At 70.9% G+C, this 25,244-nt stretch carries 25 protein-coding genes; 18 read left to right on the plus strand and 7 right to left on the minus strand.

All coding sequences use genetic code 11. From position 1 onward, the window contains the following. Positions 1-178: 178 nt before the first annotated feature. On the minus strand, positions 179-1,438 hold the full coding sequence (locus DEJ24_RS10505; RefSeq protein ID WP_111078690.1) for a DNA recombination protein RmuC: 1,260 nt from the start codon (positions 1,436-1,438) through the stop codon (positions 179-181). A 151-nt stretch (positions 1,439-1,589) separates the two neighbouring features. Here DEJ24_RS10505 and iolC point away from each other — a divergent pair, with 151 nt between their 5' ends. The 11 genes from iolC to DEJ24_RS10560 all read left to right on the plus strand — a co-directional run bounded on the left by iolC (position 1,590) and on the right by DEJ24_RS10560 (position 13,860). Continuing rightward, on the plus strand, positions 1,590-2,627 hold the full coding sequence (gene iolC, locus DEJ24_RS10510; RefSeq protein WP_111078595.1) for a 5-dehydro-2-deoxygluconokinase: 1,038 nt from the start codon (positions 1,590-1,592) through the stop codon (positions 2,625-2,627). Beyond that, positions 2,620-3,609, plus strand: a complete 990-nt coding sequence (locus tag DEJ24_RS10515) for a class I fructose-bisphosphate aldolase (RefSeq protein WP_111078596.1) — start codon at positions 2,620-2,622, stop codon at positions 3,607-3,609. Before iolC ends, DEJ24_RS10515 begins: the two co-directional genes overlap by 8 nt. After that, positions 3,606-5,147 (plus strand): CoA-acylating methylmalonate-semialdehyde dehydrogenase, encoded by a 1,542-nt coding sequence (locus DEJ24_RS10520; RefSeq protein WP_111078597.1) that lies wholly within the window; start codon positions 3,606-3,608, stop codon positions 5,145-5,147. The genes DEJ24_RS10515 and DEJ24_RS10520 overlap by 4 nt, the downstream gene beginning before the upstream one ends. A 7-nt stretch (positions 5,148-5,154) precedes the next feature. Continuing rightward, a complete protein-coding gene (gene iolB / locus DEJ24_RS10525) occupies positions 5,155-6,048 on the plus strand; it encodes a 5-deoxy-glucuronate isomerase (protein WP_111078598.1) in 894 nt (297 codons plus the stop codon). A 35-nt stretch (positions 6,049-6,083) separates the two neighbouring features. After that, entirely contained in the window at positions 6,084-7,973 is a 1,890-nt protein-coding gene (iolD, locus tag DEJ24_RS10530; protein WP_111078599.1) for a 3D-(3,5/4)-trihydroxycyclohexane-1,2-dione acylhydrolase (decyclizing), read from the plus strand. Positions 7,974-8,006: 33 nt separating this feature from the next. Next, positions 8,007-8,960 carry a sugar phosphate isomerase/epimerase gene (locus DEJ24_RS10535; RefSeq protein WP_111078600.1) on the plus strand — a complete coding sequence of 318 codons (954 nt, stop codon included), beginning with the start codon at positions 8,007-8,009 and terminating at the stop codon, positions 8,958-8,960. 83 nt (positions 8,961-9,043) lie between these two features. Then, positions 9,044-10,105, plus strand: coding sequence for a Gfo/Idh/MocA family protein (locus DEJ24_RS10540; protein WP_111078601.1), 1,062 nt, complete (start codon positions 9,044-9,046; stop codon positions 10,103-10,105). Between the two features lie 3 nt (positions 10,106-10,108). Further along, on the plus strand, positions 10,109-10,978 hold the full coding sequence (locus DEJ24_RS10545; protein WP_111078602.1) for a sugar phosphate isomerase/epimerase family protein: 870 nt from the start codon (positions 10,109-10,111) through the stop codon (positions 10,976-10,978). Next, positions 10,975-12,087, plus strand: a complete 1,113-nt coding sequence (locus tag DEJ24_RS10550; protein WP_111078603.1) for a transaldolase family protein — start codon at positions 10,975-10,977, stop codon at positions 12,085-12,087. Before DEJ24_RS10545 ends, DEJ24_RS10550 begins: the two co-directional genes overlap by 4 nt. Positions 12,088-12,097: 10 nt before the next feature. Further along, positions 12,098-13,291 (plus strand): Gfo/Idh/MocA family protein, encoded by a 1,194-nt coding sequence (locus tag DEJ24_RS10555; protein ID WP_111078604.1) that lies wholly within the window; start codon positions 12,098-12,100, stop codon positions 13,289-13,291. A 161-nt stretch (positions 13,292-13,452) separates the two neighbouring features. Beyond that, a complete protein-coding gene (locus DEJ24_RS10560) occupies positions 13,453-13,860 on the plus strand; it encodes a tautomerase family protein (protein ID WP_111078605.1) in 408 nt (135 codons plus the stop codon). Positions 13,861-13,875: 15 nt separating this feature from the next. On the opposite strand, the gene DEJ24_RS10565 is transcribed toward DEJ24_RS10560, so the two are convergent. Continuing rightward, a complete protein-coding gene (locus DEJ24_RS10565; RefSeq protein ID WP_111078606.1) occupies positions 13,876-14,634 on the minus strand; it encodes a GntR family transcriptional regulator in 759 nt (252 codons plus the stop codon). A gap of 124 nt (positions 14,635-14,758) precedes the next feature. After that, positions 14,759-15,421, minus strand: coding sequence for an exonuclease domain-containing protein (locus DEJ24_RS10570; protein ID WP_111078607.1), 663 nt, complete (start codon positions 15,419-15,421; stop codon positions 14,759-14,761). A 60-nt stretch (positions 15,422-15,481) separates the two neighbouring features. Between DEJ24_RS10570 and DEJ24_RS10575 the strand changes: the two genes are divergently transcribed. The 3 genes from DEJ24_RS10575 to DEJ24_RS16910 all read left to right on the plus strand — a co-directional run bounded on the left by DEJ24_RS10575 (position 15,482) and on the right by DEJ24_RS16910 (position 17,485). After that, positions 15,482-16,069: a hypothetical protein gene (locus tag DEJ24_RS10575; RefSeq protein WP_111078608.1), complete on the plus strand. Its 588-nt coding sequence runs from the start codon at positions 15,482-15,484 to the stop codon at positions 16,067-16,069. An 11-nt stretch (positions 16,070-16,080) separates the two neighbouring features. Next, positions 16,081-17,154, plus strand: coding sequence for a redox-regulated ATPase YchF (gene ychF / locus DEJ24_RS10580; RefSeq protein ID WP_111078609.1), 1,074 nt, complete (start codon positions 16,081-16,083; stop codon positions 17,152-17,154). Between the two features lie 187 nt (positions 17,155-17,341). After that, positions 17,342-17,485 carry a hypothetical protein gene (locus DEJ24_RS16910; protein WP_181432913.1) on the plus strand — a complete coding sequence of 48 codons (144 nt, stop codon included), beginning with the start codon at positions 17,342-17,344 and terminating at the stop codon, positions 17,483-17,485. 19 nt (positions 17,486-17,504) lie between these two features. Here DEJ24_RS16910 and DEJ24_RS10590 read toward each other — a convergent pair whose 3' ends face one another. Then, positions 17,505-17,969 (minus strand): nucleotidyltransferase domain-containing protein, encoded by a 465-nt coding sequence (locus DEJ24_RS10590; RefSeq protein WP_111078611.1) that lies wholly within the window; start codon positions 17,967-17,969, stop codon positions 17,505-17,507. A gap of 194 nt (positions 17,970-18,163) precedes the next feature. Here DEJ24_RS10590 and DEJ24_RS10595 point away from each other — a divergent pair, with 194 nt between their 5' ends. Next, on the plus strand, positions 18,164-18,505 hold the full coding sequence (locus DEJ24_RS10595) for a hypothetical protein (RefSeq protein ID WP_111078691.1): 342 nt from the start codon (positions 18,164-18,166) through the stop codon (positions 18,503-18,505). Positions 18,506-18,621: 116 nt separating this feature from the next. Here the strand turns inward: DEJ24_RS10595 and DEJ24_RS10600 are convergent, their stop codons facing one another. Together DEJ24_RS10600 and DEJ24_RS10605 are read right to left on the minus strand one after the other, a co-directional pair. Beyond that, positions 18,622-18,909 carry a hypothetical protein gene (locus DEJ24_RS10600; protein ID WP_110903312.1) on the minus strand — a complete coding sequence of 96 codons (288 nt, stop codon included), beginning with the start codon at positions 18,907-18,909 and terminating at the stop codon, positions 18,622-18,624. Between the two features lie 289 nt (positions 18,910-19,198). Then, positions 19,199-19,810, minus strand: coding sequence for an HD domain-containing protein (locus tag DEJ24_RS10605; protein WP_111078612.1), 612 nt, complete (start codon positions 19,808-19,810; stop codon positions 19,199-19,201). A 144-nt stretch (positions 19,811-19,954) separates the two neighbouring features. Here DEJ24_RS10605 and DEJ24_RS16915 point away from each other — a divergent pair, with 144 nt between their 5' ends. Together DEJ24_RS16915 and DEJ24_RS10615 are read left to right on the plus strand one after the other, a co-directional pair. Beyond that, the gene (locus DEJ24_RS16915) at positions 19,955-20,800 is read left to right on the plus strand and encodes a cohesin domain-containing protein (RefSeq protein ID WP_111078613.1); all 846 of its coding nucleotides are present in this window, start codon (positions 19,955-19,957) and stop codon (positions 20,798-20,800) included. A gap of 68 nt (positions 20,801-20,868) precedes the next feature. After that, positions 20,869-22,710: an amidase family protein gene (locus tag DEJ24_RS10615; protein WP_258374637.1), complete on the plus strand. Its 1,842-nt coding sequence runs from the start codon at positions 20,869-20,871 to the stop codon at positions 22,708-22,710. A gap of 86 nt (positions 22,711-22,796) precedes the next feature. Here DEJ24_RS10615 and DEJ24_RS10620 read toward each other — a convergent pair whose 3' ends face one another. Then, positions 22,797-23,573 carry an isocitrate lyase/phosphoenolpyruvate mutase family protein gene (locus tag DEJ24_RS10620; protein WP_111078615.1) on the minus strand — a complete coding sequence of 259 codons (777 nt, stop codon included), beginning with the start codon at positions 23,571-23,573 and terminating at the stop codon, positions 22,797-22,799. A 196-nt stretch (positions 23,574-23,769) separates the two neighbouring features. Here DEJ24_RS10620 and DEJ24_RS10625 point away from each other — a divergent pair, with 196 nt between their 5' ends. Further along, positions 23,770-24,957, plus strand: coding sequence for a MalY/PatB family protein (locus DEJ24_RS10625; protein WP_258374636.1), 1,188 nt, complete (start codon positions 23,770-23,772; stop codon positions 24,955-24,957). The last annotated feature ends 287 nt before the right edge of the window (positions 24,958-25,244 follow it).

Genomic DNA, 25,244 nt, shown 5'->3' on the forward strand with positions numbered 1-25,244 from the left:
GCACCGCGGGCCGCCCCGCCACCGGCTGCCGGTGCGGCCCGCGGTGCCGATCAGCTGCGCACAACGGGAACCCGCTCGCGCCACGGCATCCCGTGGTTCGAGCGGGTTCCTGTTGTGCTGGGCCGGCCGGCAACGGCACCGGGCAACGGCACCCGCCGCGGGCGTCGCGCCGCCGCGCTCAGTCCTCCGTCGCGCTGACGAGCTCCGGCGCCGTCAGCAGCCGCGGCTCGTCCTCGATGCTCGTCGGGTCCGCGATCACCTTGGACTCGTCGAGCAGTGACAGCCGTCGGGCGCTCGGCAGCACCTGCCGCTCGAGCGAGCCCACGAAGCGGTTGTAGTCGACGACGCTGCCCCGGATGGACCGGCCGAGCTTGTCGACGTGGGTGGCCATCGTCGCCAGTCGCCCGTGCAGTTCGCGGGAGATCGTGAAGAGCTCTCGGGCTTCCTGCGTGACGACGTCCTGCTGCCACGAGAACGCCACGGTCTTCAGTACCGACCACAGCGTCACTGGGGACGCCAGCGCCACGCGCTTCCGGAAGGCGTGGTCGAGCAGCCCGGGGTCGGCGGCGAGCGCACTGGCGATGAGCGACTCGGACGGGATGAACGCCACGGTCAGCTCGGGTGAGGCGTCGTAACCGGACCAGTACTCCCGCGCGGCGAGGGCGTCGACGTGGCCCCGGAGCGCCTTGACGTGCTGCGCCATCAGCTGGTCGCGACGCGCAGCCTCGGCGCCGGTGGCACTGGCCGGGATCTCGGACGCCTGCAGGTACGCGGCGAAGGGCACCTTGGCGTCGACGGCGATCGACTTGCCGCCGGGCAGGTGCACGATCATGTCCGGTCGAGCAGCGCCGGCGGAGGTGGTCACGGCGGACTGCACGTCGAAGTCGACGCGTTCGAGCAGACCGGCCGCCTCGACCACGTTGCGGAGCTGCGTCTCGCCCCACACCCCGCGGGTGCTGTTCGACGACAGGGCACCGGCGAGGGTCTCGGCGGTCGCTCGGAGCCGTTCCTCGGACTCGGCGGCGGACCGGAGCTGGGCCGAGATCGCGCCGTACTGCTCGCTGCGGGAGCGTTCGAGTTCGGCGATCTTCTCGCGCATCACCTGGAGGGTGTCGGCGACCGGGCTCAGCGCCGTGAGCACCTTCGACTCGTCCTGCGCCCGAGCGGACTCCGCACCGTGCAACCGCTGCACGAGGTGCTCGAGTTCGGCGGATCGGCGCTCGAGGGAGTCGACCTGCCGTCGGTACTGCGTGTCCTGCGCATCGAGCCGGTCGTCAGCGTCGTTCCGCGACTCCTCGAGCTGGGACCGCAGCGCCTCGGCGGTGGCGCGGGCGACCGCTGCGTCGACGCCGGCACGGGACTTGGCGAGCGCCCACGCGACGAGTGCACCGACGAGGGCGCCGAGCACGAGGCCGATGACCAGGGCGAGGATCTGCATGACGTGACCCTGGCAGGACCCACCGACACCGGGCCTCCCGTCCGACGCCATGGCGAGGGCCGTCACGAAACCATGTCATGACATTAGGCCAAGGGTCGTGTACAGTCGTGCTCGTCCGACGATGAAGCCGCACGGAAGGTCCTGCTGTCGCATGACGATCGAAGCACCGCACGCCTACGACGTGATCACGATGGGACGCGTCAGCGTCGACATCTACCCGCAGCAGACCGGCCCCCTGGAAGACGTCGAGACGTTCTCGAAGTCGGTGGGCGGCAGCGCCACGAACGTCGCGATCGCGGCGGCCCGGCACGGCGCGGACACCGCGGTCATCACCCGCACCGGCAACGACCCGTTCGGCCGGTACATCGCCCGCACGTTGCCCGAGTTCGGTGTCGCCAACGACTTCGTCGCCACGGTCGACGGCCTGAACACACCGGTCGCGTTCTGCGAGGTGTTCCCGCCGGACGACTTCCCGCTCTACTTCTACCGTGCGCCCAAGGCGCCGGACCTGATGATCACCGCGAAGAGCCTGCCGCTGCACGAGATCGAGCGGGCGCGGGTGTTCTGGACGACCGTCACCGGACTCAGCGAAGAACCGAGCCGGACCGCGCACCACGTCGCGTACGCGGCACGGAGCGCGTCCGAGCACACCACGAAGGTGCACACCGTCCTGGACCTCGACTACCGGTCGATGTTCTGGTCCACCCCGGCCGCCGCCACGCGGGAGGTCGCCGTCGCCCTCGAGCACGCCACCGTCGCGGTCGGCAACCGCGAGGAGTGCGAGGTCGCCGTCGGTGAGACCGACCCGGTGCGCGCAGCCGACGCCCTGCTGGAGCGCGGGGTCGAGATCGCGATCGTCAAGCAGGGGCCCAAGGGCGTCCTGGCGAAGACCCGTGACGAGTTCGTCGAGGTCCGTCCGCACCACGTCGACGTCGTCAACGGGCTCGGCTCCGGCGACGGTTTCGGGGGCGCGCTCACCCACGGGTTGCTGCGGGGCTGGGGGCTCGAACGGATCCTGTCGTTCGCGAACGCGGCCGGCGCGATCGTCGCGACCCGGTTCGAGTGCTCGACGGCGATGCCGACGAGCGACGAGATCGACGCCTTCCTGCGGAGCAACCCGACGCAGGGCACGGCGACCGAGGGAACCAACACCGAGGGAACCAGCACCGAGGAGGCTCTCCGTGCCTGAGCTGACCACTTCCGACTTCGACCGCCTGCGTGACACGCGCGCCGGTCACCCCGAGCGGATCGCCTCGGTGCTCGCATCGCGACGGAGGCGCCCCCTCCTGGGCGAGGACGGCAAGCTCTTCATCGTGGCAGCGGACCACCCCGCCCGTGGCGCGCTCGCGGTGCGGGACGACCCGGCCGCGATGGCGAACCGCTACGACCTGCTCGAACGCCTCGTCGTGGCCCTCGGCCGCCCCGGTGTCGACGGGGTGCTCGGGACCCCCGACATCCTGGAGGACCTGGCGCTCCTCGGGGCACTCGACGACAAGGTGGTCGTCGGGTCGATGAACCGCGGAGGACTTCGCGGAGCGACCTTCGAGATGGACGACCGCTACACGGCGTACTCGGCAGCGTCCATCGCGGACTCCGGGTTCGACTTCGCGAAGCTGCTCATCCGCGTGGCCCTGTCCGACGCCGGCACCGCGCCGACGTTGGAGGCCACCGCGAGGGCCGTGACGGAGTCGGCCGCGCGCCGCCTGCCGATCATGCTCGAGCCGTTCATGTCCGACCGTCGTGACGGCACGGTCGTGAACGACCTGTCGGCGGAGGCGGTGATCACCTCGATGGCGATCGCCGCGGGCCTCGGCGAGTCGAGCGCGTACAGCTGGCTGAAGATCCCGGTCGTCGACGACATGGAGCGGGTGATGGCCGCGACGACGCTGCCGACACTCCTGCTCGGCGGTGACCCGGCGTCCCGTCCGCTCGAGACCTACGCGAAGTGGGCCGATGCCCTCGCGCTGCCGGGCGTCCGCGGCCTGGTCGTCGGCAGGACGCTCCTCTACCCGTCGGACGGCGACGTGGCGGGAGCGGTCGACGTGGCCGCGGGGCTCGTCCACAGCGGGACCCAGCACACGGGTCTCTCCACAGATCCCCATGACTCCTCTGCGGACCCCGTCGGTTCCGCGAGCATCAACGAGCCCGTCTCGGAAGGAAGCAACGCATGACCACCACGGGATCCACCACGACCGTGTCCGACTCCACCAGCACCGACAGCCCGGTCGTCGGGCACTGGATCGACGGCGCGCACGTCGCGTCCACGTCCGGACGCACCGCGCCGGTCTACGACCCCGCCCTCGGAGTCGTGACGAAGCAGGTCGCCCTCGCAGACGAGCAGGAGATCCGGACGGCGATCGCCAGCGCGAAGGCCGCCTTCCCCGCGTGGAGTGAGCTGTCGCTGACCAAGCGCCAGCAGATCATGTTCGCGTTCCGCGAGGTCCTCAACCGCGACAAGGCCGAACTCGCCGAGATCATCACGAGCGAGCACGGCAAGGTGGTCTCCGACGCTCTGGGCGAGATCGCCCGTGGGCAAGAGGTCGTCGAACTGGCGACGAGCATCCCGCAGCTGCTCAAGGGTGAGTTCTCCGACCAGGTGTCGACCGGCATCGACGTGTACTCGATCCGACAGCCGCTCGGAGTCGTGGGGATCATCAGCCCGTTCAACTTCCCGGCGATGGTGCCGCTCTGGTTCCTGCCGATCGCCATCGCCGCCGGCAACACCGTCGTGCTGAAGCCGAGCGAGAAGGACCCGTCCGCGGCCATCTGGCTGGCGTCGAAGTTCACCGAGGCCGGACTGCCGCCCGGGGTGTTCACGGTCCTGAACGGCGACAAGGTCGCGGTCGACGGACTCCTGACCAGTCCCGACGTCGAGTCGATCTCGTTCGTCGGTTCGACCCCGATCGCGCAGTACGTCTACGAGACCGGGACGAAGCACGGCAAGCGCGTGCAGGCCCTCGGCGGCGCGAAGAACCACATGCTGGTGCTGCCGGACGCCGACCTCGACCTCGTCGCGGACAACGCGATCAACGCGGGCTTCGGTTCAGCGGGGGAGCGCTGCATGGCGATCTCGGTCGTCGTCGCGGTGGAGCCCGTCGCCGACGAGCTCGTCGCGAAGATCGCCGAGCGCGCCGCCACGCTGCGCATCGGTGACGGCCGCCGCGGCTGCGACATGGGACCACTCGTCACCGAGCAGCACCGGGACAAGGTCGCCTCGTACATCGAGGTCGCAGAGCAGGACGGTGCGGTCATCGTGGTGGACGGCCGCACCGTCCGTCCGGACGGCGACGAGAACGGCTTCTGGCTCGGCCCGACGCTCATCGACGAGGTGCCCACCTCGAGCCGCGTCTACACTGAGGAGATCTTCGGTCCGGTGCTCGCCGTCGTCCGGGTCGCCACCTACGAAGAGGGCCTGGAGCTCATCAACTCGGGCGCCTTCGGCAACGGCACCGCGATCTTCACGAACGACGGCGGCGCCGCCCGGCGCTTCCAGCGGGACGTGCAGGTGGGGATGATCGGCATCAACGTGCCGATTCCGGTGCCGGTGGCCTACTACTCGTTCGGCGGGTGGAAGAACTCGCTGTTCGGCGACCACAAGGCCTACGGCGCGGACGGCGTCAGCTTCTTCACGCGGCAGAAGGCGATCACCTCCCGGTGGCTCGACCCCTCGCACGGCGGCATCAACCTCGGCTTCCCCTCGAACGGCTGATCCGACGATGACCGACAACTGGTTCAACCCGCGGGGCAGCCGGCCGGAAGACGGCTGGACCGACGTGGTCGACGGCCGGGTGCCGGGTTGGGCGCACACCGGCCTCCGGACCGGGACTCTGACGGACGGTGGCTCGCTGCGGCTGGACTCCGCCCCGGTCGAACGGATCGTCGTGCCGCTCGCCGGCAGCTTCACCGTGCGGTACGGCGACGCGGTGCAGGAGCTCGAGGGTCGCACGAGCGTCTTCGAGGGCCCCACGGACGTCCTCTACCTCGGCTCGGGGACCGCCGCGGTGATCACGGGCACCGGCCGACTCGCGGTCGCCGAGGCCCCCACCGACGTGGTGGAGCCGCCGGTGTACATCCCGCGGCAGGACGTGCCCGTCGAACTCCGTGGTGCCGGGCAGTCGAGCCGGCAGGTCCACAACTTCGGGACCCCGGCGGCGCTCGACGCCGCACGGCTGATCGTGTGCGAGGTGATCACGCCCGCGGGCAACTGGTCGTCGTGGCCGGCGCACAAGCACGACACCGAACGACCCGGGCAGGAGTCCGAGCTCGAGGAGATCTACTACTACGAGTCCGCCGTCGCCCGTGGCTCCGAGCAGGTCGCTCCCGACGACGCCGACCCGTTCGCGCTGCACCGGACCTCGGCCTCGGACGACCGGCAGATCGACGAGTTCCGGCAGGTCCGCACGGGCGACATCGCACTCGTGCCGTACGGCTGGCACGGACCCGCCGTCGCCGCCCCGGGCTACGACATGTACTACCTCAACGTGATGGCCGGGCCCGGCCCGGAACGCGTCTGGAACATCACCGACGACCCCGCCCACGGGTGGGTCCGTCAGCTCTGGGAGTCCGAGTCGCTCGACCCCCGCCTGCCCTACCTGAAGGAGGACGTGTGACCACGACACAGCGCCAGCCCGGAACGACGCGCCGCATGACCGTCGGCCAGGCGCTCGTCGAGTTCCTGGCGAACCAGTGGACGGTGGACGGTGACGTCCGCGAGCGCACGATCCCGGGGATCTTCGGGATCTTCGGCCACGGCAACGTCGCCGGGCTCGGCCAGGCGATCAAGCAGCTGCACGTCGAGCAGCCCGGACTGCTGCCGTACCACCAGGCCCGCAACGAGCAGGCGATGGTGCACGAGGCCGTCGGGTTCGCCCGGATGCACCGCCGTCGAGCGACCTTCGCGTCGACGGCGTCGGTCGGGCCGGGCGCTGCGAACATGCTCACCGCCGCCGCGCTCGCCACGACGAACCGGCTGCCGGCACTGCTGCTGCCCTCGGACACCTTCGCCACGCGGACCACGGACCCGGTGCTGCAGCAGATCGAGATGCCCCACGACACGTCGATCCAGGTGACCGACGCGTTCCGTCCGCTCTCGCGCTTCTTCGACCGGGTCGTTCGACCGGAACAGCTCTTCTCGATCGCGCTCCAGGCCATGCGGGTCCTCACCGATCCGGCCGAGACCGGTGCGGTGACGATCGCCCTGCCGGAGGACGTCCAGGCCGAACAACTCGACGTCCCGGTCGCGTTCCTGCAGCCCCGCGAGTGGCACATCCGGCGACCGATCCCGGAGACCGGCCCGTTGGCGCGTGCCGTCGTTGCGATCCGACAGGCGAAGCGTCCGGTCATCGTCGCCGGTGGCGGAGTCATCTACTCCGGCGCCGAGGACGAGCTCCGCCGCTTCGTCGAGGCCACGGGCATCCCGGTGGGCACCTCGCAGGCCGGTGGTGGGTCCCTGGTCTGGGACCACCCGCAGTACCTCGGCGGCATCGGGGCCACCGGCACGGCCGCCGCGAACGCCGTCGCCGCGCAGGCCGACGTGGTCATCGGGATCGGGACGCGGTACAGCGACTTCACCACGGCGTCCCGCACGGCCTTCCAGGACCCCGACGTCACCTTCGTCAACGTCAACGTGGCGTCCTTCGACGCCTACAAGCACGGCACGCAGCTGCCGGTGATCGCGGACGCCCGGGAGGCCCTGGTCGCGTTGACCGCGGCCCTCACCGCCGACTCGTCGTACGCGGTCGACGCCGGCTACGTCGCCGAGATCCGGGACCGGAAGCGCGAGTGGGACGCCATCGTCGACGAGGCGTTCGCCCCGTCCGGCGCCGATCTGCCCGGGCAGGCCGAGATCATCGGCGCCGTCCAGGCTGCCAGCGATCCGCGTGACGTCGTCATCCAGGCCGCCGGTTCGCTGCCTGGCGACCTGCACAAGCTCTGGCGGGTCCGCGACGCGCTCGGCTACCACGTCGAGTACGCCTTCTCGTGCATGGGCTACGAGATCGCCGGCGGCATCGGTGTCCGCCGCGCAGCACCGGACCGCGATGCCATCGTGATGGTCGGTGACGGCTCGTACCTGATGCTGCACACGGAGCTCGTGACCGCCGTCGCCGAGGGCATCAAGATCATCGTGGTGCTCATCCAGAACCACGGGTACGCCTCGATCGGCCACCTGTCGGAGACCGTGGGGTCGGAGCGGTACGGCACGAAGTACCGCTACCTGGACGAGACGCAGTCGTTCGACAACGGCGAGCCGTTGCCCGTCGACCTCGCTGCGAACGCCCGGTCCTACGGCGTCGACGTGATCGAGGTGCAGCCCGGACCGGACAGCATCGCCGACCTCACCGCAGCGCTCCGCCAGGCGAAGGCGAACCAGCACACCACGCTCGTGCACATCAACTCCGACCCGCTGGTGTACGCGCCGGACGGCGACGGCTGGTGGGACGTGCCGGTCGCACAGACCTCCACGCTCCCCAGCACGCAGGCCGCCCGCGCCGAGTACGAGCAGCAGGTCGCCGCGCAGCGTCCGCTGCTCGGCTGAACCCGATCCGAGACAGAAAGCGACAGCGACGTCATGACCGACACCGCCACCCCCACCGGGGTCCCCGACGAGGACACCACCACCGCCGGCATCCGCATCGGCACCGCTCCCGACTCCTGGGGCGTCTGGTTCCCGGACGACCCGAACCAGGTGCCGTGGCAGCGCTTCCTCGACGAGGCCGCGGCCGCCGGGTACCGGTGGATCGAGCTCGGCCCGTACGGCTACCTGCCGACCGACCCGGCGCAGCTGTCCGACGAGCTCGAGTCCCGGGGACTGCGGCTGTCGGCCGGCACCGTCTTCACCGGGTTCCACAAGGGCGACGACCAGTTCCAGCGCGCTTGGGACCAGGCCGTCGCGGTCGCCGGGCTCGCAGCGGCCCTCGGGGCGGAACACCTCGTGACCATCCCGGACCTGTGGCGCTCGGACGCCACCGAGGAGGTCCTCGAGCCCCGGACGCTGAGCGACGAGCAGTGGGAGCGCCTGGGCACGGGGCACGACCGACTCGGCAAGGCGCTGCTCGAGGAGTTCGGTGTCCACCAGCAGTTCCACACGCACGCGGACAGCCACGTCGGGACGTTCAAGGAGACCGTGCGCTTCCTCGAGGTCACCGACCAGCGGTACACGAACCTGTGCCTCGACACCGGCCACTTCGCCTACTACGGCGGCGACAACCTGAAGCTCATCGCCGAGCACCCGGACCGCATCGGGTACCTGCACCTCAAGCAGGTCGACACCGATCTGCTGTTCGACGTGCTGAAGAACGACGTGCCGTTCGCCACCGCGGTGTCGCAGGGCATCATGACCGAGCCGCCGCACGGGACCCCGGCGCTCGCGCCGATCATCGAGGCCGTCGCCCGCATCAACCCGGACGTGTTCGGCATCGTCGAGCAGGACATGTACGGCTGCTCCGTCGACGCCCCCGGGCCGATCGCCGAGCGCACCTTCCAGCACATCTTCGGTTCGACCGCGGCCGCGCGGACCGACTGACGTCGCGAACGCCACCGTCGGCTCGACACCGTCACCACGACACCGTCACCACGACACCGTCCACCACACAGAGGAAGACAGTCATGAGCACCACGCAGAACCTCCGCGTCGCCGTCGTCGGCGCGGGCATGATGGGCGCGGACCACGTCCGACGCATCACCGCGAAGATCTCGAACGCCGACGTCGTGGCGGTCGTCGAGCCGGACGCGTCCCGGGCCGCCGCCGCTGCTGCGCTGGCCCCGGGTGCGATCACCGCGGCCTCGTTCGAGGAAGCCCTCGACTCCACCGACATCGACGGTGTCATCATCGCGACGCCCGGGTTCCTGCACGAGCCGATCCTCGTGACCGCCCTCGAGCGCGGTCTCGCCGTGCTCTGCGAGAAGCCGCTGACGACGAGTGCCGAGGACAGCCTGCGTATCGTGCAGCTCGAGCAGGAGCACGCCAGCCGGCCGACGATCCAGGTCGGGTTCATGCGACGGTTCGACGCCGGGTACCAGGAGCTCAAGGCGCTGCGGGAGTCGGGCGCGAACGGCGCTCTGCTCGCGCTGCACCACGCCCACCGCAACCCGACCACGCCACCGAACTTCAGCGAGTCGATGCTCATCCACGACTCGGTGATCCACGAGATCGACATCATCCCGTTCCTCACGGGCGAAGCGATCACGAGCGTCGAGGTCAAGAAGCCGCGGAAGAACTCGCTGGCACCGGCCGACCTGCCCGAGCCGCAGTTCGTGCTGTTCACGACCGAGTCGGGGACGATGGCGATCGTCGAGATCAACGTCAACGCCCAGTTCGGTTACCAGGTGACCACCGACGCCGTGTTCGAGTCCGGCGTCGCCTACATCGGGCGCGACACCTCGCAGACGATCGTGTCCGCCGGGGTCTCCGGTCAGGGCGTCACGCCGTCGTTCAAGGAACGGTTCGCGGCAGCCTACGACGAAGAGGTGCAGCGCTGGGTGGACGCCGCTCGCGACGGCGGCATCGACGGGCCGAGCGCCTGGGACGGCTACACGGCGTCCGTCGTCGCCGAGGTCGCCGTCCGGGCGCAGCAGTCCGGGGTGACCGAGCCCGTGGAGTACGCGGTGGTCAAGCCGGCGTTCTACAACGCGGCTGCCGCGCCGGCCGACGTCCTCGCGGGAGCGTAGCCCGTGCCGAAGATCGCCCTCGATCCGACCCCGTTCCACCACGACCTCGACCTGCTCGAGTTCCCCCGGAAGGTCGCCGAGCTGGGGTACGAGTACCTGCAGCTGACCCCGCACCGGGACTTCATCCCGTTCCACCGGCACCCGAAGGCGGACGACGACCTCGTCGACGCGTTCGCGGCAGCCTGCGTCGACGCCGGCGTTCAGGTGGCGTCGGTGCTGCCGGTGCTCCGCTGGTCCGGGCCCGACCGGGAGACGCGCGAGACCGCCGTCAAGCAGTGGAAGCGCGTCATCGAGATCACCAAGCGGCTCGGCGTGGACACCATCAACACCGAGTTCTCCGGTCGACCCGAACGTGCCGAGGAGTCCGAGGCACAGTTCTACTGGGCGATGGAGGAGCTCCTGCCGATCATCGAGGACGCGGACCTCCGGGTGCTCATCGACCCGCACCCCGACGACTTCGTCGAGGACGGTCTCGAAGCGCTCCGGGTGATCCGCGGGCTGAACTCGAAGAGCGTCGGCTTCGTCTACGTCGCCTGCCACACCTTCCACTACGGCGGGGACATGGACGCGGTCATCGACGCCGCCGGTGATTCCCTCCAACTCGTCCACGTGGCCGATGCGTACGACCACCGTCGCTCGCACGGCCTCCGCTACATCACGAACCCGCCCGGCAACCCGGTCCGGGTGCACCAGCACCTGCCGGTCGGGCAGGGCGACGTCGACTTCGACGCGTTCTGGCGCGCGCTCGACCGCGTGGGCTTCTCCGGCCGTGACGACACCGTCGCGGTGTCGAGCGTCTTCGCCGAGGACGAGAACGCCGACGCGGTGTCGCGGTTCCAGCTCGACCAGATCACGAAGGGACTCCACCGATGACGAGCACGCTCGAGACCCAGGACGCGGCTGCGGTCGACGTCCGACCGGTCACCCTGCAGGCGACGGAGCAGACGCCCACCGCGCTGTGGAACGACTCCGCCGACCCGCACGAACTCGCGACCGCGATCTCCGAGTACGGAGCGGTCGGGGCGACCTGCAACCCGGTCATCGCCTACACGTGCATCCGGCAGGACCCGGAGGTCTGGGTCCCGCGCATCCGACAGCTCGCCGAGGAACACCCGACCGCGGGGGAGACCGCACTCGGGTGGATGGCGGTCGAGGAGCTCTCGGTCAACGCTGCCGCGCAGCTGCTGCCGGCGTTCGAGGCATCGGGCGGTCGCAACGGCCGGCTCAGCATGCAGACCGACCCGCGCCTGCACCGCGACCGGGACGCCCTCGTCGAGCAGGCCGTGCGCTTCTCCGGCCTCGCGCCGAACATCATCGTGAAGATCCCGGCGACGAAGGTCGGCATCGCGGCCATCGAGGAAGCGGCGTACCGGGGTGTCTCGATCAACGCGACCGTGTCGTTCACGGTGGCGCAGGTCGTCGCGGTCGGCGACGCGATCGAGCGGGCGTTGGACCGCCGGGCGGCCGACGGTCTGCCCGAGCAGGAGTTCGGGCACGTCGTCACCCTGATGGCCGGTCGGTTCGACGACTGGCTGAAGACCGTCGTCAAGCGCGACCACGTGATGATCGACCCGGGGTACCTCGAGTGGGCCGGGGTCGCCGCGGTGAAGAACGCGTACCGGGTGTTCCAGGAGCGCGGCTTCCGATCCCGGGTCCTCGTCGCGGCCTTCCGGAACGCACTGCAGTGGTCCGAGTTCCAGGGCGGTGACCTCGTCGTTTCGCCGCCGTTCCAGTGGACGAAGGACATCAACGACAACGCGTTCCCGTTCCGTCCGGACGCGATCGACGACGAGGTACCGGCACACGTCGTCGAGGCCCTCCGCCGTGCGACGCCGGAGTTCGCCCGTGGTCACGACGTCGACGGCATGACCATCGACGAGTTCGACCGGTTCGGCGCGACCGTCACGACGCTCCGCCAGTTCCTCGATGCCGATGCGCAACTCGACGCCCTCGTGCGCGACATCATCGTCCCGGCCGCCTAGGTCGTCGACGATGGACATGGTCGGGGTGGGGCTCATCTCGGCGGGGTGGATGGGACGCCTGCACTCCCGCGCCTACCGAGCGCTGCCGGACCACTTCCCGGAACTCGGAGTCCGCCCGCGCCTGGTGGTCGCGGCCGACCCGGTGCCTGCGGCGCGGGAGCAGGCCACGGAGCGGCTCGGCTACGAGCGGGCCGTCGCCGACTGGCACGAGGTCCTCACGGACCCGGAGGTCGACGTCGTCTCGATCTGCTCCCCGAACTTCCTGCACCGCGAGATGGCGGTCGCGGCGGCCCAGGCGGGCAAGCCGTTCTGGATCGAGAAGCCGATGGGCCGGTACGCCAGCGACTCCCGTGACATCCACGACGCCGTCCAACGGGCGGGGGTGGTCACGAGCGTGGGGTTCAACTACCGGCACGCACCCGCGGTCGAGCGGGCGCGTGAGCTCGTCCGCAGCGGGAGGCTCGGCCGGATCACGAACGTCCGCGGCTCCCTGCTCGCCGGCTACTCGTCCGACCCGGCGGCTCCGCTGACCTGGCGCTTCGAGCGCGACCGAGCGGGGTCCGGCGTGCTCGGTGACCTGCTGTCGCACGGCCTGGACCTGGCGCAGTACCTCGTCGGCCGGATCGCGAGCGTCACCGCACTCGCCGAGACGTTCATCACGGAGCGGCCGCTGCCCGGCGCTGGGATCGTCGACCGCAGCGCCGCCGCGACGGGTGACCGCAGGCCGGTCGAGAACGAGGACTACGCCGCCCTGCTCTTCCGCTTCGACGACGGTGCGGTCGGGACGATGGACTCCAGCCGGGTGATGCGCGGTCCGCACGCCGAGTACACGATCGAGGTCTACGGCACCGCCGGGTCGATCCGCTGGGACTTCCAGCGGATGAACGAACTGCAGGTCTGCCTCGACGGGCAGGAGACCCACGGCTACACGACCGTGTACGTCGCGCCCGGGGACGGCGAGTTCGCCCGCTTCCAACCGGGCGCCGGGACCGCGATGGGGTACGACGACCTCAAGACGATCGAAGCGGCGCAGTTCCTGGCGAGCGTCCGGAGCGGCCGCCAACTCGCGCCGTCGGTGGCGGACGGGCTGGCAGCAGCGTCGATCGTGGAAGCGGCGGAGGCCTCGCTCGCCGACGGGGCCTGGCACGACGTGGCACGTGTCGACGGACTGCTCACCGCGGACGCGCCGACACCGGTGTTCTGATCCCGGCGGGTCCACCGACCACGATCCGGACGGGAGGCGCGTCACCAGCTGGTGACGCGCCTCCCGTCCGTCATGGGGTGACGCACGACGCCCGCTGGTCGCCGCCACAGCAGCTGGGGCGATAGTATGTCCTGACAAAGTCACCACCAGCAGGAGGCACCATGCCGCTCGTCCGATTCGACCTCGCCACCGGTCGCACCCCGGAAGCCGTCCGCGCGATCGCCGACGCCACCCACCAGGCGATCGTCGACGTCTACGGGATCCCGGAGCGAGACCGCTTCCAGGTCATCACCGAACACCCGGCGACGCAGATCATCGCGCAGGACGCCGGCCTCGGCTTCGAACGCACCGAGGGCGTCGTCATGATCCAGGTCTTCACCCAGCGGGGGCGGTCCGACGACGCGAAGCAGGCGCTCTACGCCGCGATCCACGACGCGCTCGCCGGGGTGGGCGTCGCCTCCGAGGACGTCTTCATCGGCTACGTCGAGAACGGTCCCCAGGACTGGTCGTTCGGCTTCGGTCGTGCCCAGTACCTGACCGGCGAACTCGGGGTCCCCAGCGCGAGCTGACCTGCCTGTCAGGCCCTACTTGTCGACGAGCGTGACCTCGAACGAGTACCGGTCCGGCCGGTAGCAGTGCACGCCGTACTCGACCGCTCGACCCGAGGCGTCGTACGCCGTCCGGCTCATGGTCAGCACGGGGTCGCCGTCCTCGATCTCGAGCAGACCCGCCTCGTCGTCGGTCGCCGCACGGGCACCGATCCGCTGCTTCGCGACCCGCATCGTCACCCCGCGGGACCGCAGCAGCTGGTAGAGCCCGTGGGCGCGGAGGTCCTCATCGGTGATGTCCGCGAACTCGGGCGGCAGGTAGTTCTCGAGCACCGCCATCGGCACGTCCTCGGCGAACCGGACGCGGAGGACGTGCACGACGCTGGCCCCGACCTCGACGCCGAGGGCCTCGGCCACGGCCTGGGTCGCCGGGACGTCGCTGCGGTCGAGGAGCTTTGTCGTCGGCTGCTGCGACCCCTGCGTCAGGTCGTCGTACAGGCTGGTCAGCTCGACCTTGCGGGTGACCGGTCCGTGCACGACCTGCGTGCCGATGCCACGTCGGCGGACGAGCAGCCCCTTGTCGACGAGGTCCTGGATCGCGCGTCGGATGGTCGGGCGGGACAGGCCGAGGCGCTCGCCGAGGGCGATCTCGTTCTCGAGACGAGCGCCGGGCGGCATCGCACCGGAGCGGATCGACTCCTCGATACGTGAGGCGACCTGGTGGTACAGGGGCATCGGACCCGACCGGTCCAGGTCCATGAACAGGTCGGACGGCAGCTGGCCATCGTTGGTCATCGCGGTCCTTCGCAGGGGAGAACGGGCCCGAGCACCAGCGCCGGGCAGATTGTCGTGACAATACCACCGGGCGTGGCGTGGCCAGGACCGGCCGGCGTTGCCAGGACCGGCCGGCTGGACCGCGTCAGTCGGAGAAGACCATCGGACGGCGGGACAGCCGGGGCTGCACTGCGGACTTCGGCTTCTCGACTCGGGCGCGCACCGGGTTGATCGTCACCCGGGTGACGGCGCCGAGGGCCTCGACCGTCGGCACCCCGTGGTGACCGGCAGCGTGCACGACGATCGCGGCGCAGGCTTCGGCGTCGGCGGCGGCGTCGTGGTGCTGGAAGCCCGAGAACCCGGCGGCCATCGCCGCCATCGGCAGACGGTACGAGTCGAGGGTGTAGGTCTTGCGGGCGACCTGCAGCGAGCACATCGAGTGGTGCTCGGCCAGTTCGATCCCCGTCGCCGCACACCCGCCGGCGATGACGCCCATGTCGAAACGGGCGTTGTGCGCGACCAGCACGTCCCCCTCGGCGAACGCCACCAGGTCCGGGTACTGCTGCTCCCACGACTTCGCGTGCACGACGTCCGACTCGACGATCCCGTGGATGCGCGTGTTCCACTCGAGGAAGTCGTCGTGCCCGGCCGGCGGACGGATGAACCACGAGGCCCGATCGACGACCCGACCGCCACGCACCTTCACGAGTCCGACCGAACACGCGCTGGCAGGCGAGTTGTTCGCGGTCTCGAAGTCGATGGCGGTGAAGTTCAGCACGCCTTCGATCGTTGCACGGAGAACCGACATCACCGGAACCGGACGCGGCGTGGTGCGTCGAGGGGGCGTGCCCGCTCCTACCCTCGAGACATGGAGAACCCGCTGCGGCGCACCCCGCTCGTCCTGGTCCTCGCGGGCGCCGGGTACGGCCAGCAGGCGCCGCTGCTCTGGTGGACGGACGCCATCGCCCGGCAAGCCGGCTGCGAGGTCGTCGCGCCCCGATGGGTCGTCGACGACGTCGCCGAGGCCGACCCGGTCCGTTTCGTGCAGCAGGCGCTGACGACCGCGCTCGCCGGACGACGGCCGGACCTCGTCGTCGCCAAGTCGTTCGGCTGCGCCGCCCTGCCCTGGGCGATCGATGCGAGCGTCCCCGGCGTCTGGCTGACGCCGGTCCTCACCCACGAAGCGGTGCGGGCCGCGCTCGCCGCAGCCGACGACGCGCACACCGCACTCGGCGGTTCGGCGGATCCCGTCTGGCGGCCGGAACTGGTGCGCGGGACGCGGGCGCGCCTCCAGACCGTCGACCGAGCCGACCACCGACTCGAGGTGCCCGGCGACTGGAAGGCGTCGCAGCGCCTCCAGGCCGAGGCCCTGGCCGTGGTCGAGCACGCCGTGCGTGCGGTGACGAGGGAGACGGACGGGAGGCTCGGGTCGGCCCCGACAGGCTGCCGCCGGTAGGCTGTGCTCCCGTGGCTCTCACCATCGGAATCGTCGGTCTCCCGAACGTCGGCAAGTCGACCCTGTTCAACGCCCTGACCAAGAACCAGGTGCTCGCGGCCAACTACCCGTTCGCCACCATCGAGCCGAACGTCGGCGTGGTGAACCTGCCCGACCCGCGTCTCGACCAGCTCGCCGAGCTGTTCCACTCCGAGAAGACCGTGCCCGCGCCGGTGTCCTTCGTCGACATCGCCGGCATCGTCAAGGGTGCGAGCGAGGGGGAGGGGCTCGGCAACAAGTTCCTCGCCAACATCCGCGAAGCCGACGCCATCGCGCAGGTCGTCCGCGGCTTCACCGACGACGACGTCGTGCACGTGGCGAACAAGGTCTCGCCGGCGGACGACCTCGAGGTCATCAACACCGAGCTGATCCTCGCCGACATGGAGACCATCGACAAGGCGCTCCCGCGGTACGAGAAGATGCTCAAGCTGAAGCAGGCCGAGCCCGCCGTCCTCGAGGCGGCGAACGCCGCGAAGGCCGAGCTCGAAAAGGGCGTCCTGCTCTCGGCGACCAAGGTCGACCTCGAGCCGATCAAGGAGCTCGGGCTCCTCAGCGCCAAGCCGTTCATCTTCGTCTTCAACGTCGACGAGGCGATCCTGACGGACGAGTCGCGGAAGGCCGAGCTGTCCGCGCTCGTCGCTCCCGCGCACGCCGTGTTCCTCGACGCCCAGGTCGAGTCCGAACTCATCGACCTCGACCCCGAGGACGCCAAGGAGCTCCTCGAGTCGACCGGTCAGACCGAGTCAGGCCTCGACCAGCTCGCCCGCATCGGGTTCGAGACCCTCGGACTGCAGACCTACCTGACGGCGGGGCCGAAGGAAGCCCGTGCGTGGACGATCGGCAAGGGGTGGAAGGCTCCCCAGGCTGCCGGCGTCATCCACACGGACTTCGAGAAGGGCTTCATCAAGGCCGAGGTCATCTCGTTCGACGACCTCATCGCCACCGGCTCCATCGCCGAGGCCCGCTCGCAGGGCAAGGCCCGCATCGAGGGCAAGGAGTACGTCATGCAGGACGGCGACGTGGTGGAGTTCCGCTTCAACAACTGAGTCGGCTGGTCCGCATCTCCGTCCTAAGATCGCGGGCATGGGGGATGACGGAGCAGCAGGCGGACGGATTCCGCTGTCGGAGGAGCTCCCGACGGTCTTCCGCGCCGTCGCGGAGATCCGGCCATCACGATGGCTCCGTCGGCCGAGGCGTGCGATCCACTACGACGCGCGCTGGCCGGACGGTCGCGTGGGGACCGAAGTGGACCTCGTCGCGCTGATGTACCGGCGTGCTCCCGCGGACTACGACGTGGTGAAGCGGGTGATGGACGAGCACTGCCCCGAGACCGGTTGCGGCCCGTGGGTGCTCTACCCCACGGGCGACGTGCTCTGAGGGAAGACGGACTCGTTCTTCACAACGGCACTGCGTCGTCCCGCACATGCGCGAAGTGCTCGTCGTCGAGCTGGTCCTCTGTCAGTACGTCGACCGGGAATCCGGTGACCGCCTCGACTGCGACGACGAAGCCGGCCAGGTCGAACAGGTCCGCGCCGGGCTCGGTCCTGACGAGGAGGTCGATATCGCTCCCGGCGGTGTCCGCTCCGCGGACGACAGACCCGAACACTCGCACGTCCCGCAGACGGTGACGCGTTGCCTCGACTCGGATGTCGTCCGAATGGACGGCGAGCGGGATGCTCGGCCGCATCTCCGTCGCAGCGGCGACCATCCCGAGCGTCTGCGGATCGGGTACTGCGGTGCCGGCTTCGTACGCCGCGAGCGTCGATGCGGACAGGCGGACCGCACGAGCCAACGCGTCCAGGCTCATGCCGATGTCCGCACGAGCGAGCCGCACCAGGCGCGCTGTGCGCTCGGACTGCACGGGACCCTCCTCGCTGATCGACGACCGCCGAGCGATGACCGCCGATCGGCGACCGAACGACCGACTACCGACGATACGGGGCCGGAAACGAGACCGACGAGGGCCGCCAGTTGTCCATCGCCCGCGCCTCCCGCCCGATCCTGTGCTTCCTGCTGCACCCCGGTGCCTACCGTCGGCACGAGGGAGGTCACATCGTGAAGTACATCCACTACGACGGCACGGACATCCTGACGGGGGACCTGATCGCGGACGCGGTCGCGGACTACGCGGCGGTGCTCGGGGCGAACACCCGCACGGACACGATCGCGGTGCCGACGGTCGGCGAGGACGGGGCGGTCGAGCGGACGACGATGCTCGTCGGACCGTCGAGCGAGATCGTGGTGCGTCAGGCACCGGACGACGAACTCGAACCGGAGGACCCGAGGTTCATCCGTCGGCTGCGGGACGCCGCGGACCAGTGCGGCGGGCAGCAGCCGGTGAACGCGGACGGTGGCCGACGGTTCGTCGGCGCGGCCGAGGGCGACCAGGCGAGGTAGGGCGCAACCGGGGTCCCGGTCAGGGCCAGGGCCAGGGCCAGAGCCGGGGCCGGGGCCTTCGCCCGGAACGACTGAACGCCGCCCCCGAAGGGACGGCGTTCCGGTGTGTGCGGGTGTCAGGCGGCCAGGGCCAGTTCCGGCGCCTGCACGGCGCGCGCCTGCAGGATGGTCCGGCTGGCCTCGCCGCGCCAGGAGCGGCCCGGGACGACCCAGCCCGCTTCGCCGTCGACGGCGACGCGGACGCCGGGCGTGAGGAACAGCCCGAGGTCGTCGGCCGGCATGCGCACGAGGAACTCGCGCTGCGAGCGGTCCTCGCGGACGGGGAACTCGGCGATGCGGTCGGGGGAGACGGTGGGAGCCGCGATGGCGGTCCCGGTGATGATGGTGCGTTCGTTCGTGGTCATGGTGCTGTCTTTCTTCAGTCGTTCGGCGTCGCGCGGGGCCGGACGGACTCGATGGTCTCGTCGGCCGCAGGAGCGCGGACGCGCACGTCGGCATTCGACGTGCAAGTGCTCGCCAGTCGGGGAGCGGTGGTCTCGCTGGAATGCGACCCAGGGGGATCGGTTCGAGACGGTCGGTGTGCGCGAGTCAGATGGGTTCGCTGCAATGCACCAGGAAGACACTCTACGCACGAGAGCAGGGCTTGTCAAGTCCGCCCGCCCGTCACCGGACCGCCCGGCACACCGTTGCGCCTCAACCGGCCAGGAGGCTCGCCCACCGCTGGCCACCGGCCAGCACGTTCCCGGAGTGGTCCAGCCGGGCAGCTGCCGACTCGGGCTTCCGACCCGCTTGGTCGTGCACGAGCCCGTGGAAGTCGTCGGAGAAGCCGAGGCGGGGGAGGGCTGCGGTCACGATCCGGAGGTCGTCATGGTCCCAGCGCTCCATGCCGACGCCGGAGACGTCGAGCGAGGTCGCGACCTCGAGCAGGTGCCCCTCGGCGTCGAGGTCCGGGTCGACCGAGGGCCACATGTGCCGCTCGACGATCTCCCCGACGCGCCGCGCGCGTGCGGCGGGCCAGCCGGCGCCGATCGCGAAGACACTGCCCACGGCGCCGCCAGCGACCTCGAAGGGGACCTGCGCGGCGTCGAAGTGCGGGGTGACACCGAGGTCGTGGAGCATCGTCGCGACGAAGAGCAGCTCGGGGTCCGGGGCGAGCTCGATCGTCGGCGCCAGGAGCGTCGCCCACGCCCAGGACCGCAGGCAGTGGTGCACGAGAGCCGGCGACGACCAGGCGCGGACGACGTCCAGCGCCCGGGCCGCGGTCGGCGTCGGCGGAGCGAGCAGTGCGTCGAGGTCGAGGGCCATGACCGCACGCTAGCGGCCCCGGCGGCCCGGGCGGAAGGCGTAACACGCGGGAAACCGGTCGGGCCTGAGCGCGAAACACCCCGTCGTTACGGTTCGAGCACTGAGCAAGCGTTCAGCCCGAACCCTGACGAAGGACCCGCACGGATGCAGCACCGCACTCGGCTCCGCTCCCGAACCACGACGCCCCGAACCGCGACGCCCCGAACCGCCACGCTCCGGACGGCCGTCATCGCCGTCGGCGGCCTCGGCCTCGCCGTCCTCGCCGCTTCCCCGGCGTCGGCCGCCCCGGTCGCCACGACGGCCACGATCACCGCGCCGGCGTCGGTGACGGTCGGCGACACCCTCGAGGTCGACCTCACCCTGCCCGCGACGACCGACGTCTTCGCGTACCAGATCGATCTCGCCGCCGACGCGGACTCGCTCGAGGTCGTCGACGGCAGCGTGACCGGCCCGGACGGCGGCTTCGACTCCGTCGAGCAGGACGGCGACACGATCTCGCTGCTGCACACCCGGCTCGGGACCTCCCCGGCGATCTCCGGCGACCTCGCCGCCTCGGTCGAGCTGACCGCGACGAGCCCCGCCACCGTCGACCTCGCCGTGACGCGCGTCACCGTGGTCGCGTCCGACGGCAGCACCATCACGCTGACCGACCCGGCATCGACGACCGTCACGATCGCCGCAGCGCCGACGCCGACGCCGACGCCGACACCGACGCCGACCGCCACCCCCACCGGCGTTCCCACGGCGACGCCGAGCGCGACCCCGAACGCGGGCGGGACCGACGGCACCGGCACCGGCACCGACGCCGGGACGGGCACGGACCCGGTGGGCAGCACCTCCGGCAGGCCCGTCGGCGGCTCGCTCGCGTTCACCGGCGCCGACCTCGCACCCTGGATCGCCGCGAGCGCAGCCCTGCTGCTCGCGGGTGCCGGCCTCGTCCTCGCCCGCCGTCGCGCGCGTCGCCCCGCATCGACGGAGGACGCCCGATGACCGCCACGCCCCGTCGCCGTGACCTGGCAGACGACACCACGACATCCCGAACTCCCGGAGGAACCCCCGTGACGACCCGCCGTCGCCGCACCACCGTCGCCGGAGCCGCGCTCCTGGCCCTCGTCGGCACCGCCGTCGTCGCGACCCCGTCCCTCGTCGCGAACGCGGCACCGGCCGCGGTCGACGCGAGCCCCGCCGCCATGCTCGCGCCGTACTACACGGCGCTCGACCTCACCGGCGACGACCAGGTCACGCAGGCCGACCTCACCGTCCTGTCCGACCACCTCGGCACGACCAGCACCGACCCGGACTGGTCGACGGTCTCGGCCGCCGACGCGGACGGCAACGGCACGATCACGCTGGCGGACGTCGCCGGCCTGTCCCAGCGGATGATCTACGACGACGGGCCCTTCCAGCTCGTCGAGGCCTCGACGCTCGACATGCAGGCCGCGATGAACGCCGGGGTCACGACCTCGGCCGAGATCACCCAGGACTACCTGGACCGCATCGCCGCCTACGACCGGACCACCACGGACACGGGAACGGGCGGACGACCGCTCAACTCCATCGTCACGACCAACGCCGGAGCACTCGCCGCCGCGAAGGCCGCCGACGCCGAACGAGCGGCACACGGCATGACGAGCATGCTGCTCGGCGTGCCGATCGCACTGAAGGACAACTACGACACGAAGGACATGCCGACCACGGGCGGCTGCGGCTGCTGGGACGACAACCAGACCGACACCGACGCGGCGATGGTCACGGGCCTCCGGAACGCCGGAGCAGTCGTCCTCGCCAAGGCCAGCCTCGACGAGTTCGCGTACGGCTTCGTCTCCGAGTTCTCCTCGAACCAGCCGGCCGGGTCCTCGCTCCTCGTCGCCAGCCCCTACGTGACGAGCCAGACCGCGGGCGGCTCGAGCGGTGGCACCGGTGCGGCCGTCTCCGCCAACCTGGCAGGCATCGGGTTCGGCACCGACACCGGCGGCTCGATCCGCATCCCCTCGTCGTACAACCAGCTCGTCGGCATCCGGCCGACCGTCGGCCTGACGAGCCGCGACGGCATCATCCCGCTCGCACTGTCGCAGGACACCGGCGGGCCCCTCGCCCGCTCGGTGACCGACGCGGCCGTCGCACTGGACGCCGTCACCGGGGTCGACGCAGCCGACCCGGTCACCGAAGGCCAGACCGGCAAGGTCCCGACCTCGTACACGCAGTTCCTCGACCCGACCGCGCTGCGGGGCAAGCGCATCGGGTACGTGACCTCGATGGTCGGGACGAACCGCACCACCGCACGGCTCTTCGCCCAGGCGCAGGCGACCCTCGAGGCCCAGGGCGCCACCGTCGTCCCGATCACCGCGACGCCGGAGTTCAACCGGGTGCTCAGCGAGGGCAGCGGCAGCACGAACGAGTTCAAGCACGACCTGGACCAGTACGTCGCGAAGCACCTGGACCCGGACGTCACCGCACGGTCGCTGCAGGGCATCCTCGCTTCGGGGGAGTACGTGCCGAGCCGGAAGAGCACCTACCAGCAGCGTGACGCGATCATCGACGCGCAGTACCAGGCATGGGCGGGCCCGAACGGTTCGCACACCACGCAGATCGCCACCGGCAAGCAGGTGGTCACCGGGATGATGGACGCGCAGGACCTCGACGCGCTCGTCTACCCGTCCGGCACCCCGTACGGCACGCAGGGCACGAACATGCGCCTCAGCCCGAACACCGGCATGCCGGCCGTCACGGTCCCGATGGGGCAGGCGACCGCAGCGGACGCCACGATCACCGGCGCCGGCGTCAACCTGGAGTTCCTCGGCCGCTCGTACGACGAGGGGACCGTCATCGGGCTCGGCTACGGCTTCGAGCAGGCGACGCACGCCCGCACCTCGCCGACGCTGTACCCGGCGCTCGGGTAGGTCGCGACCCGCGGTCGCGATGGCGACCGCCCGACGGACGGGAGGCCCGTGGCGACACCGCCACGGGCCTCCCGTCCGTCGACGGCTCAGTTGAGCGTCGGGGTGTCCTCGGGGATCACGCCGCCGGCGTACAGGTCGGCCGTGAGGTCACGGAGCGCCCGCAGGGCGACGCGCTGCGTCAACGGACCGTAGGAGATGCGGGCGACGCCCAGCGCCTGGTACTCGGCGGCGGGCAGGGCACCCGGCAGCCCGATGACGCTGAGCTTGCCGCGGCCCAGGCCCTCGACCAGCTGCTCGACGACCTCACGCTGGACGGCACCGGGGACGAACACGAGCGGGGCTCCGGCGTCGAGGAAGGCCTTCCCACGGGCGATGGCGTCCGCGATGCTCTCCTGGATCGGACGGTCGCCGCCACGGGCGATCGCGTCGGTCCGGGCGTTCAGCTGGAAGTCGATGCCCTCCTGCTCGGCTGCGCGCATGATCGCGGCCACCCGGGCGACGGACTCGTCGAACGGACGCAGGCGGTCCTCGACGTTGGCACCGACGACGCCGATGCCGATCGCACGACGGATGGTCTCGGCCGGGTCCTCGTAGCCGTCGTCGAGGTCCGCGCTGACCGGCAGGTCCACCGCGTCGACGACGGTCTTCGCGCCGGCGAGGGCGAGGTCCAGCGACATGCCGCCGTCCTCGTAGCCGTACATCGCGGCGATCGAGTGCCCGGCGGTCGCGATCGCGCGGGTCTCCGGGAACGCGGCGACGGTCTTGGCGCTGATCGCGTCCCAGACGTTCACGACGCGGAGGATCTCCGGCGCCTCGTGCAGGGACTTGAGGGTCGTCGCCTTCTCGGCGGTGCTGGTGGTCATGGAGCCGACAGTAGCCAAGCGCTGCCGTCAGGGTTCGCGCTGGGCGACAGCCCTCGCGCACCGCAGGCCGAGGACTGTCGCTCAGCGCGAATCCGGGTGCGCCCGGGTGCGCCCGGGTGCGCTCGCCGAGCGGCAGACGACGTCGGATGACGTCCGGACTCGCACCGGGCCTCCCGTCAGGAGCATGCTGGGACGCATGACCAGCGACGAACAGGACCCGGTCGGCACGCTCCGCGGGGTCCGCACGAGCATCAAGTGGACGCGGTACGCGCCTGACGTGCTGCCCCTGTTCGTCGCCGAGATGGACCACGAGGTCGCGCCGGAGATCCGGCAGGCCCTCGTCGAACGGGTGCAGCAGTCGGACCTCGGCTACCTCGACGGTCCCGGGCCGCTCGCACCCGCGTTCGCCGGCTTCGCCCGCGACCGGTGGGGGTGGGACGTCGACCCCGGCCGCGTGTACCTGGCGACGGACGTCAGCGTGGGGATCGTCGAGACGCTCCGGCTCGCGCTGCCCGACGGCGGACGGGTCGCGATCACGCCGCCGGTGTACCCGCCGTTCTTCGAGCTCGTGGAAGAGGCCCGATGTCAGGTGGAAGAGGTCCCGCTCCGTGAGCAGTGGGGCGTCTACCGGCTGGACCTGGACAGCCTGGAGCGGGCGTTCGCGGGCGGCGTCCGCGTGTTCCTGCTCTGCAACCCGCACAACCCGATCGGTCTCGTCCACGACCGGGCAGACCTCGAGGCGCTGGCTCGTCTGGCGGCCGAGTACGACGTCCTCGTCATCAGCGACGAGATCCACGCTCCGCTGACGCACCCCGGCGTGCAGTTCACGCCGTTCGGGATGATCGCCGAACCACTCGGTGCGCGGAGCGTGTGCGTGACGAGCGCGAGCAAGGGCTGGAACCTGGCCGGCGTGAAGTGCTCGGTCATCGTCGCCGGGGACGCACGGACGGCGGCGCTCCTCGACACCCTGTGGGAAGAGGTCGCCTGCCGCACGAGCATCCTCGGGCTGCACGCCAACCTGGCCGCGTTCACCCTGGCCGTCGGGTGGCTCGACGACGTCGTCGACCGCATCGTCGCGAACGACCGTCTGCTGGCGAAGCTCCTGGCCGAGCACCTCCCCGGCGTGGTCTACGCCCGGCCCCGGGCGGGGTACCTGGCGTGGCTGGACTTCCGCGGTCTCGGCCTCGGCGACGACCCGGCCGTGCAGCTGCGCGAGCACGCGTTCGTGGCGCTGAACTCCGGGCTGCCGTTCGGGACCGAGGGCAAGGGCTTCGCCCGGATCAACCTGGCGTGCTCGCCGGAGACCCTCCGCGAGGCGGTGTTCCGCATCGCTGCCGCGTACCCGTCGAGTGCGCAGGAGGCTGTCGTCTGGCACGTCGCCTGACGAGCTGCGGGAACCACTGCCGGCTGTCCTCCCCAGGCGGGGTGTCGCGGTGGTCCGTCCACAGGAACTGCGGATCACTCCTGCCGCCTCACGGCGGCGAGCGATCGTGGCTGCGTGCAGACCAGACAACAGGGCAACGGGGCGTCCAACGCTGCTAGACATTCTTGTCCAATCCGTGTTGGACAGGTACCGTGAAGCGCGCGGACCTCGTTCGCCTGCTCCGTCAACGAGCGGCACGGCGTGGCGTTCCCTTCGTGCTCCTCCGGCACGGCGGGAGGCACGACGTC

It is taken from the genome of Curtobacterium sp. MCPF17_001 (genome assembly GCF_003234615.1).
GTDB lineage: Bacteria > Actinomycetota > Actinomycetes > Actinomycetales > Microbacteriaceae > Curtobacterium.

Coding starts and splice junctions, on each gene's coding strand:
- DEJ24_RS10505 (WP_111078690.1), bottom strand. CDS start 1,438: ATGCAGATCCTCGCCCTGGTCATCGGCCTCGTGCTCGGCGCCCTCGTC.
- iolC (WP_111078595.1), top strand. CDS start 1,590: ATGACGATCGAAGCACCGCACGCCTACGACGTGATCACGATGGGACGC.
- DEJ24_RS10520 (WP_111078597.1), top strand. CDS start 3,606: ATGACCACCACGGGATCCACCACGACCGTGTCCGACTCCACCAGCACC.
- iolB (WP_111078598.1), top strand. CDS start 5,155: ATGACCGACAACTGGTTCAACCCGCGGGGCAGCCGGCCGGAAGACGGC.
- iolD (WP_111078599.1), top strand. CDS start 6,084: ATGACCGTCGGCCAGGCGCTCGTCGAGTTCCTGGCGAACCAGTGGACG.
- DEJ24_RS10535 (WP_111078600.1), top strand. CDS start 8,007: ATGACCGACACCGCCACCCCCACCGGGGTCCCCGACGAGGACACCACC.
- DEJ24_RS10540 (WP_111078601.1), top strand. CDS start 9,044: ATGAGCACCACGCAGAACCTCCGCGTCGCCGTCGTCGGCGCGGGCATG.
- DEJ24_RS10550 (WP_111078603.1), top strand. CDS start 10,975: ATGACGAGCACGCTCGAGACCCAGGACGCGGCTGCGGTCGACGTCCGA.
- DEJ24_RS10555 (WP_111078604.1), top strand. CDS start 12,098: ATGGACATGGTCGGGGTGGGGCTCATCTCGGCGGGGTGGATGGGACGC.
- DEJ24_RS10560 (WP_111078605.1), top strand. CDS start 13,453: ATGCCGCTCGTCCGATTCGACCTCGCCACCGGTCGCACCCCGGAAGCC.
- DEJ24_RS10565 (WP_111078606.1), bottom strand. CDS start 14,634: ATGACCAACGATGGCCAGCTGCCGTCCGACCTGTTCATGGACCTGGAC.
- DEJ24_RS10570 (WP_111078607.1), bottom strand. CDS start 15,421: ATGTCGGTTCTCCGTGCAACGATCGAAGGCGTGCTGAACTTCACCGCC.
- DEJ24_RS10575 (WP_111078608.1), top strand. CDS start 15,482: ATGGAGAACCCGCTGCGGCGCACCCCGCTCGTCCTGGTCCTCGCGGGC.
- DEJ24_RS10600 (WP_110903312.1), bottom strand. CDS start 18,909: ATGACCACGAACGAACGCACCATCATCACCGGGACCGCCATCGCGGCT.
- DEJ24_RS10605 (WP_111078612.1), bottom strand. CDS start 19,810: ATGGCCCTCGACCTCGACGCACTGCTCGCTCCGCCGACGCCGACCGCG.
- DEJ24_RS16915 (WP_111078613.1), top strand. CDS start 19,955: ATGCAGCACCGCACTCGGCTCCGCTCCCGAACCACGACGCCCCGAACC.
- DEJ24_RS10620 (WP_111078615.1), bottom strand. CDS start 23,573: ATGACCACCAGCACCGCCGAGAAGGCGACGACCCTCAAGTCCCTGCAC.
- DEJ24_RS10625 (WP_258374636.1), top strand. CDS start 23,770: ATGACCAGCGACGAACAGGACCCGGTCGGCACGCTCCGCGGGGTCCGC.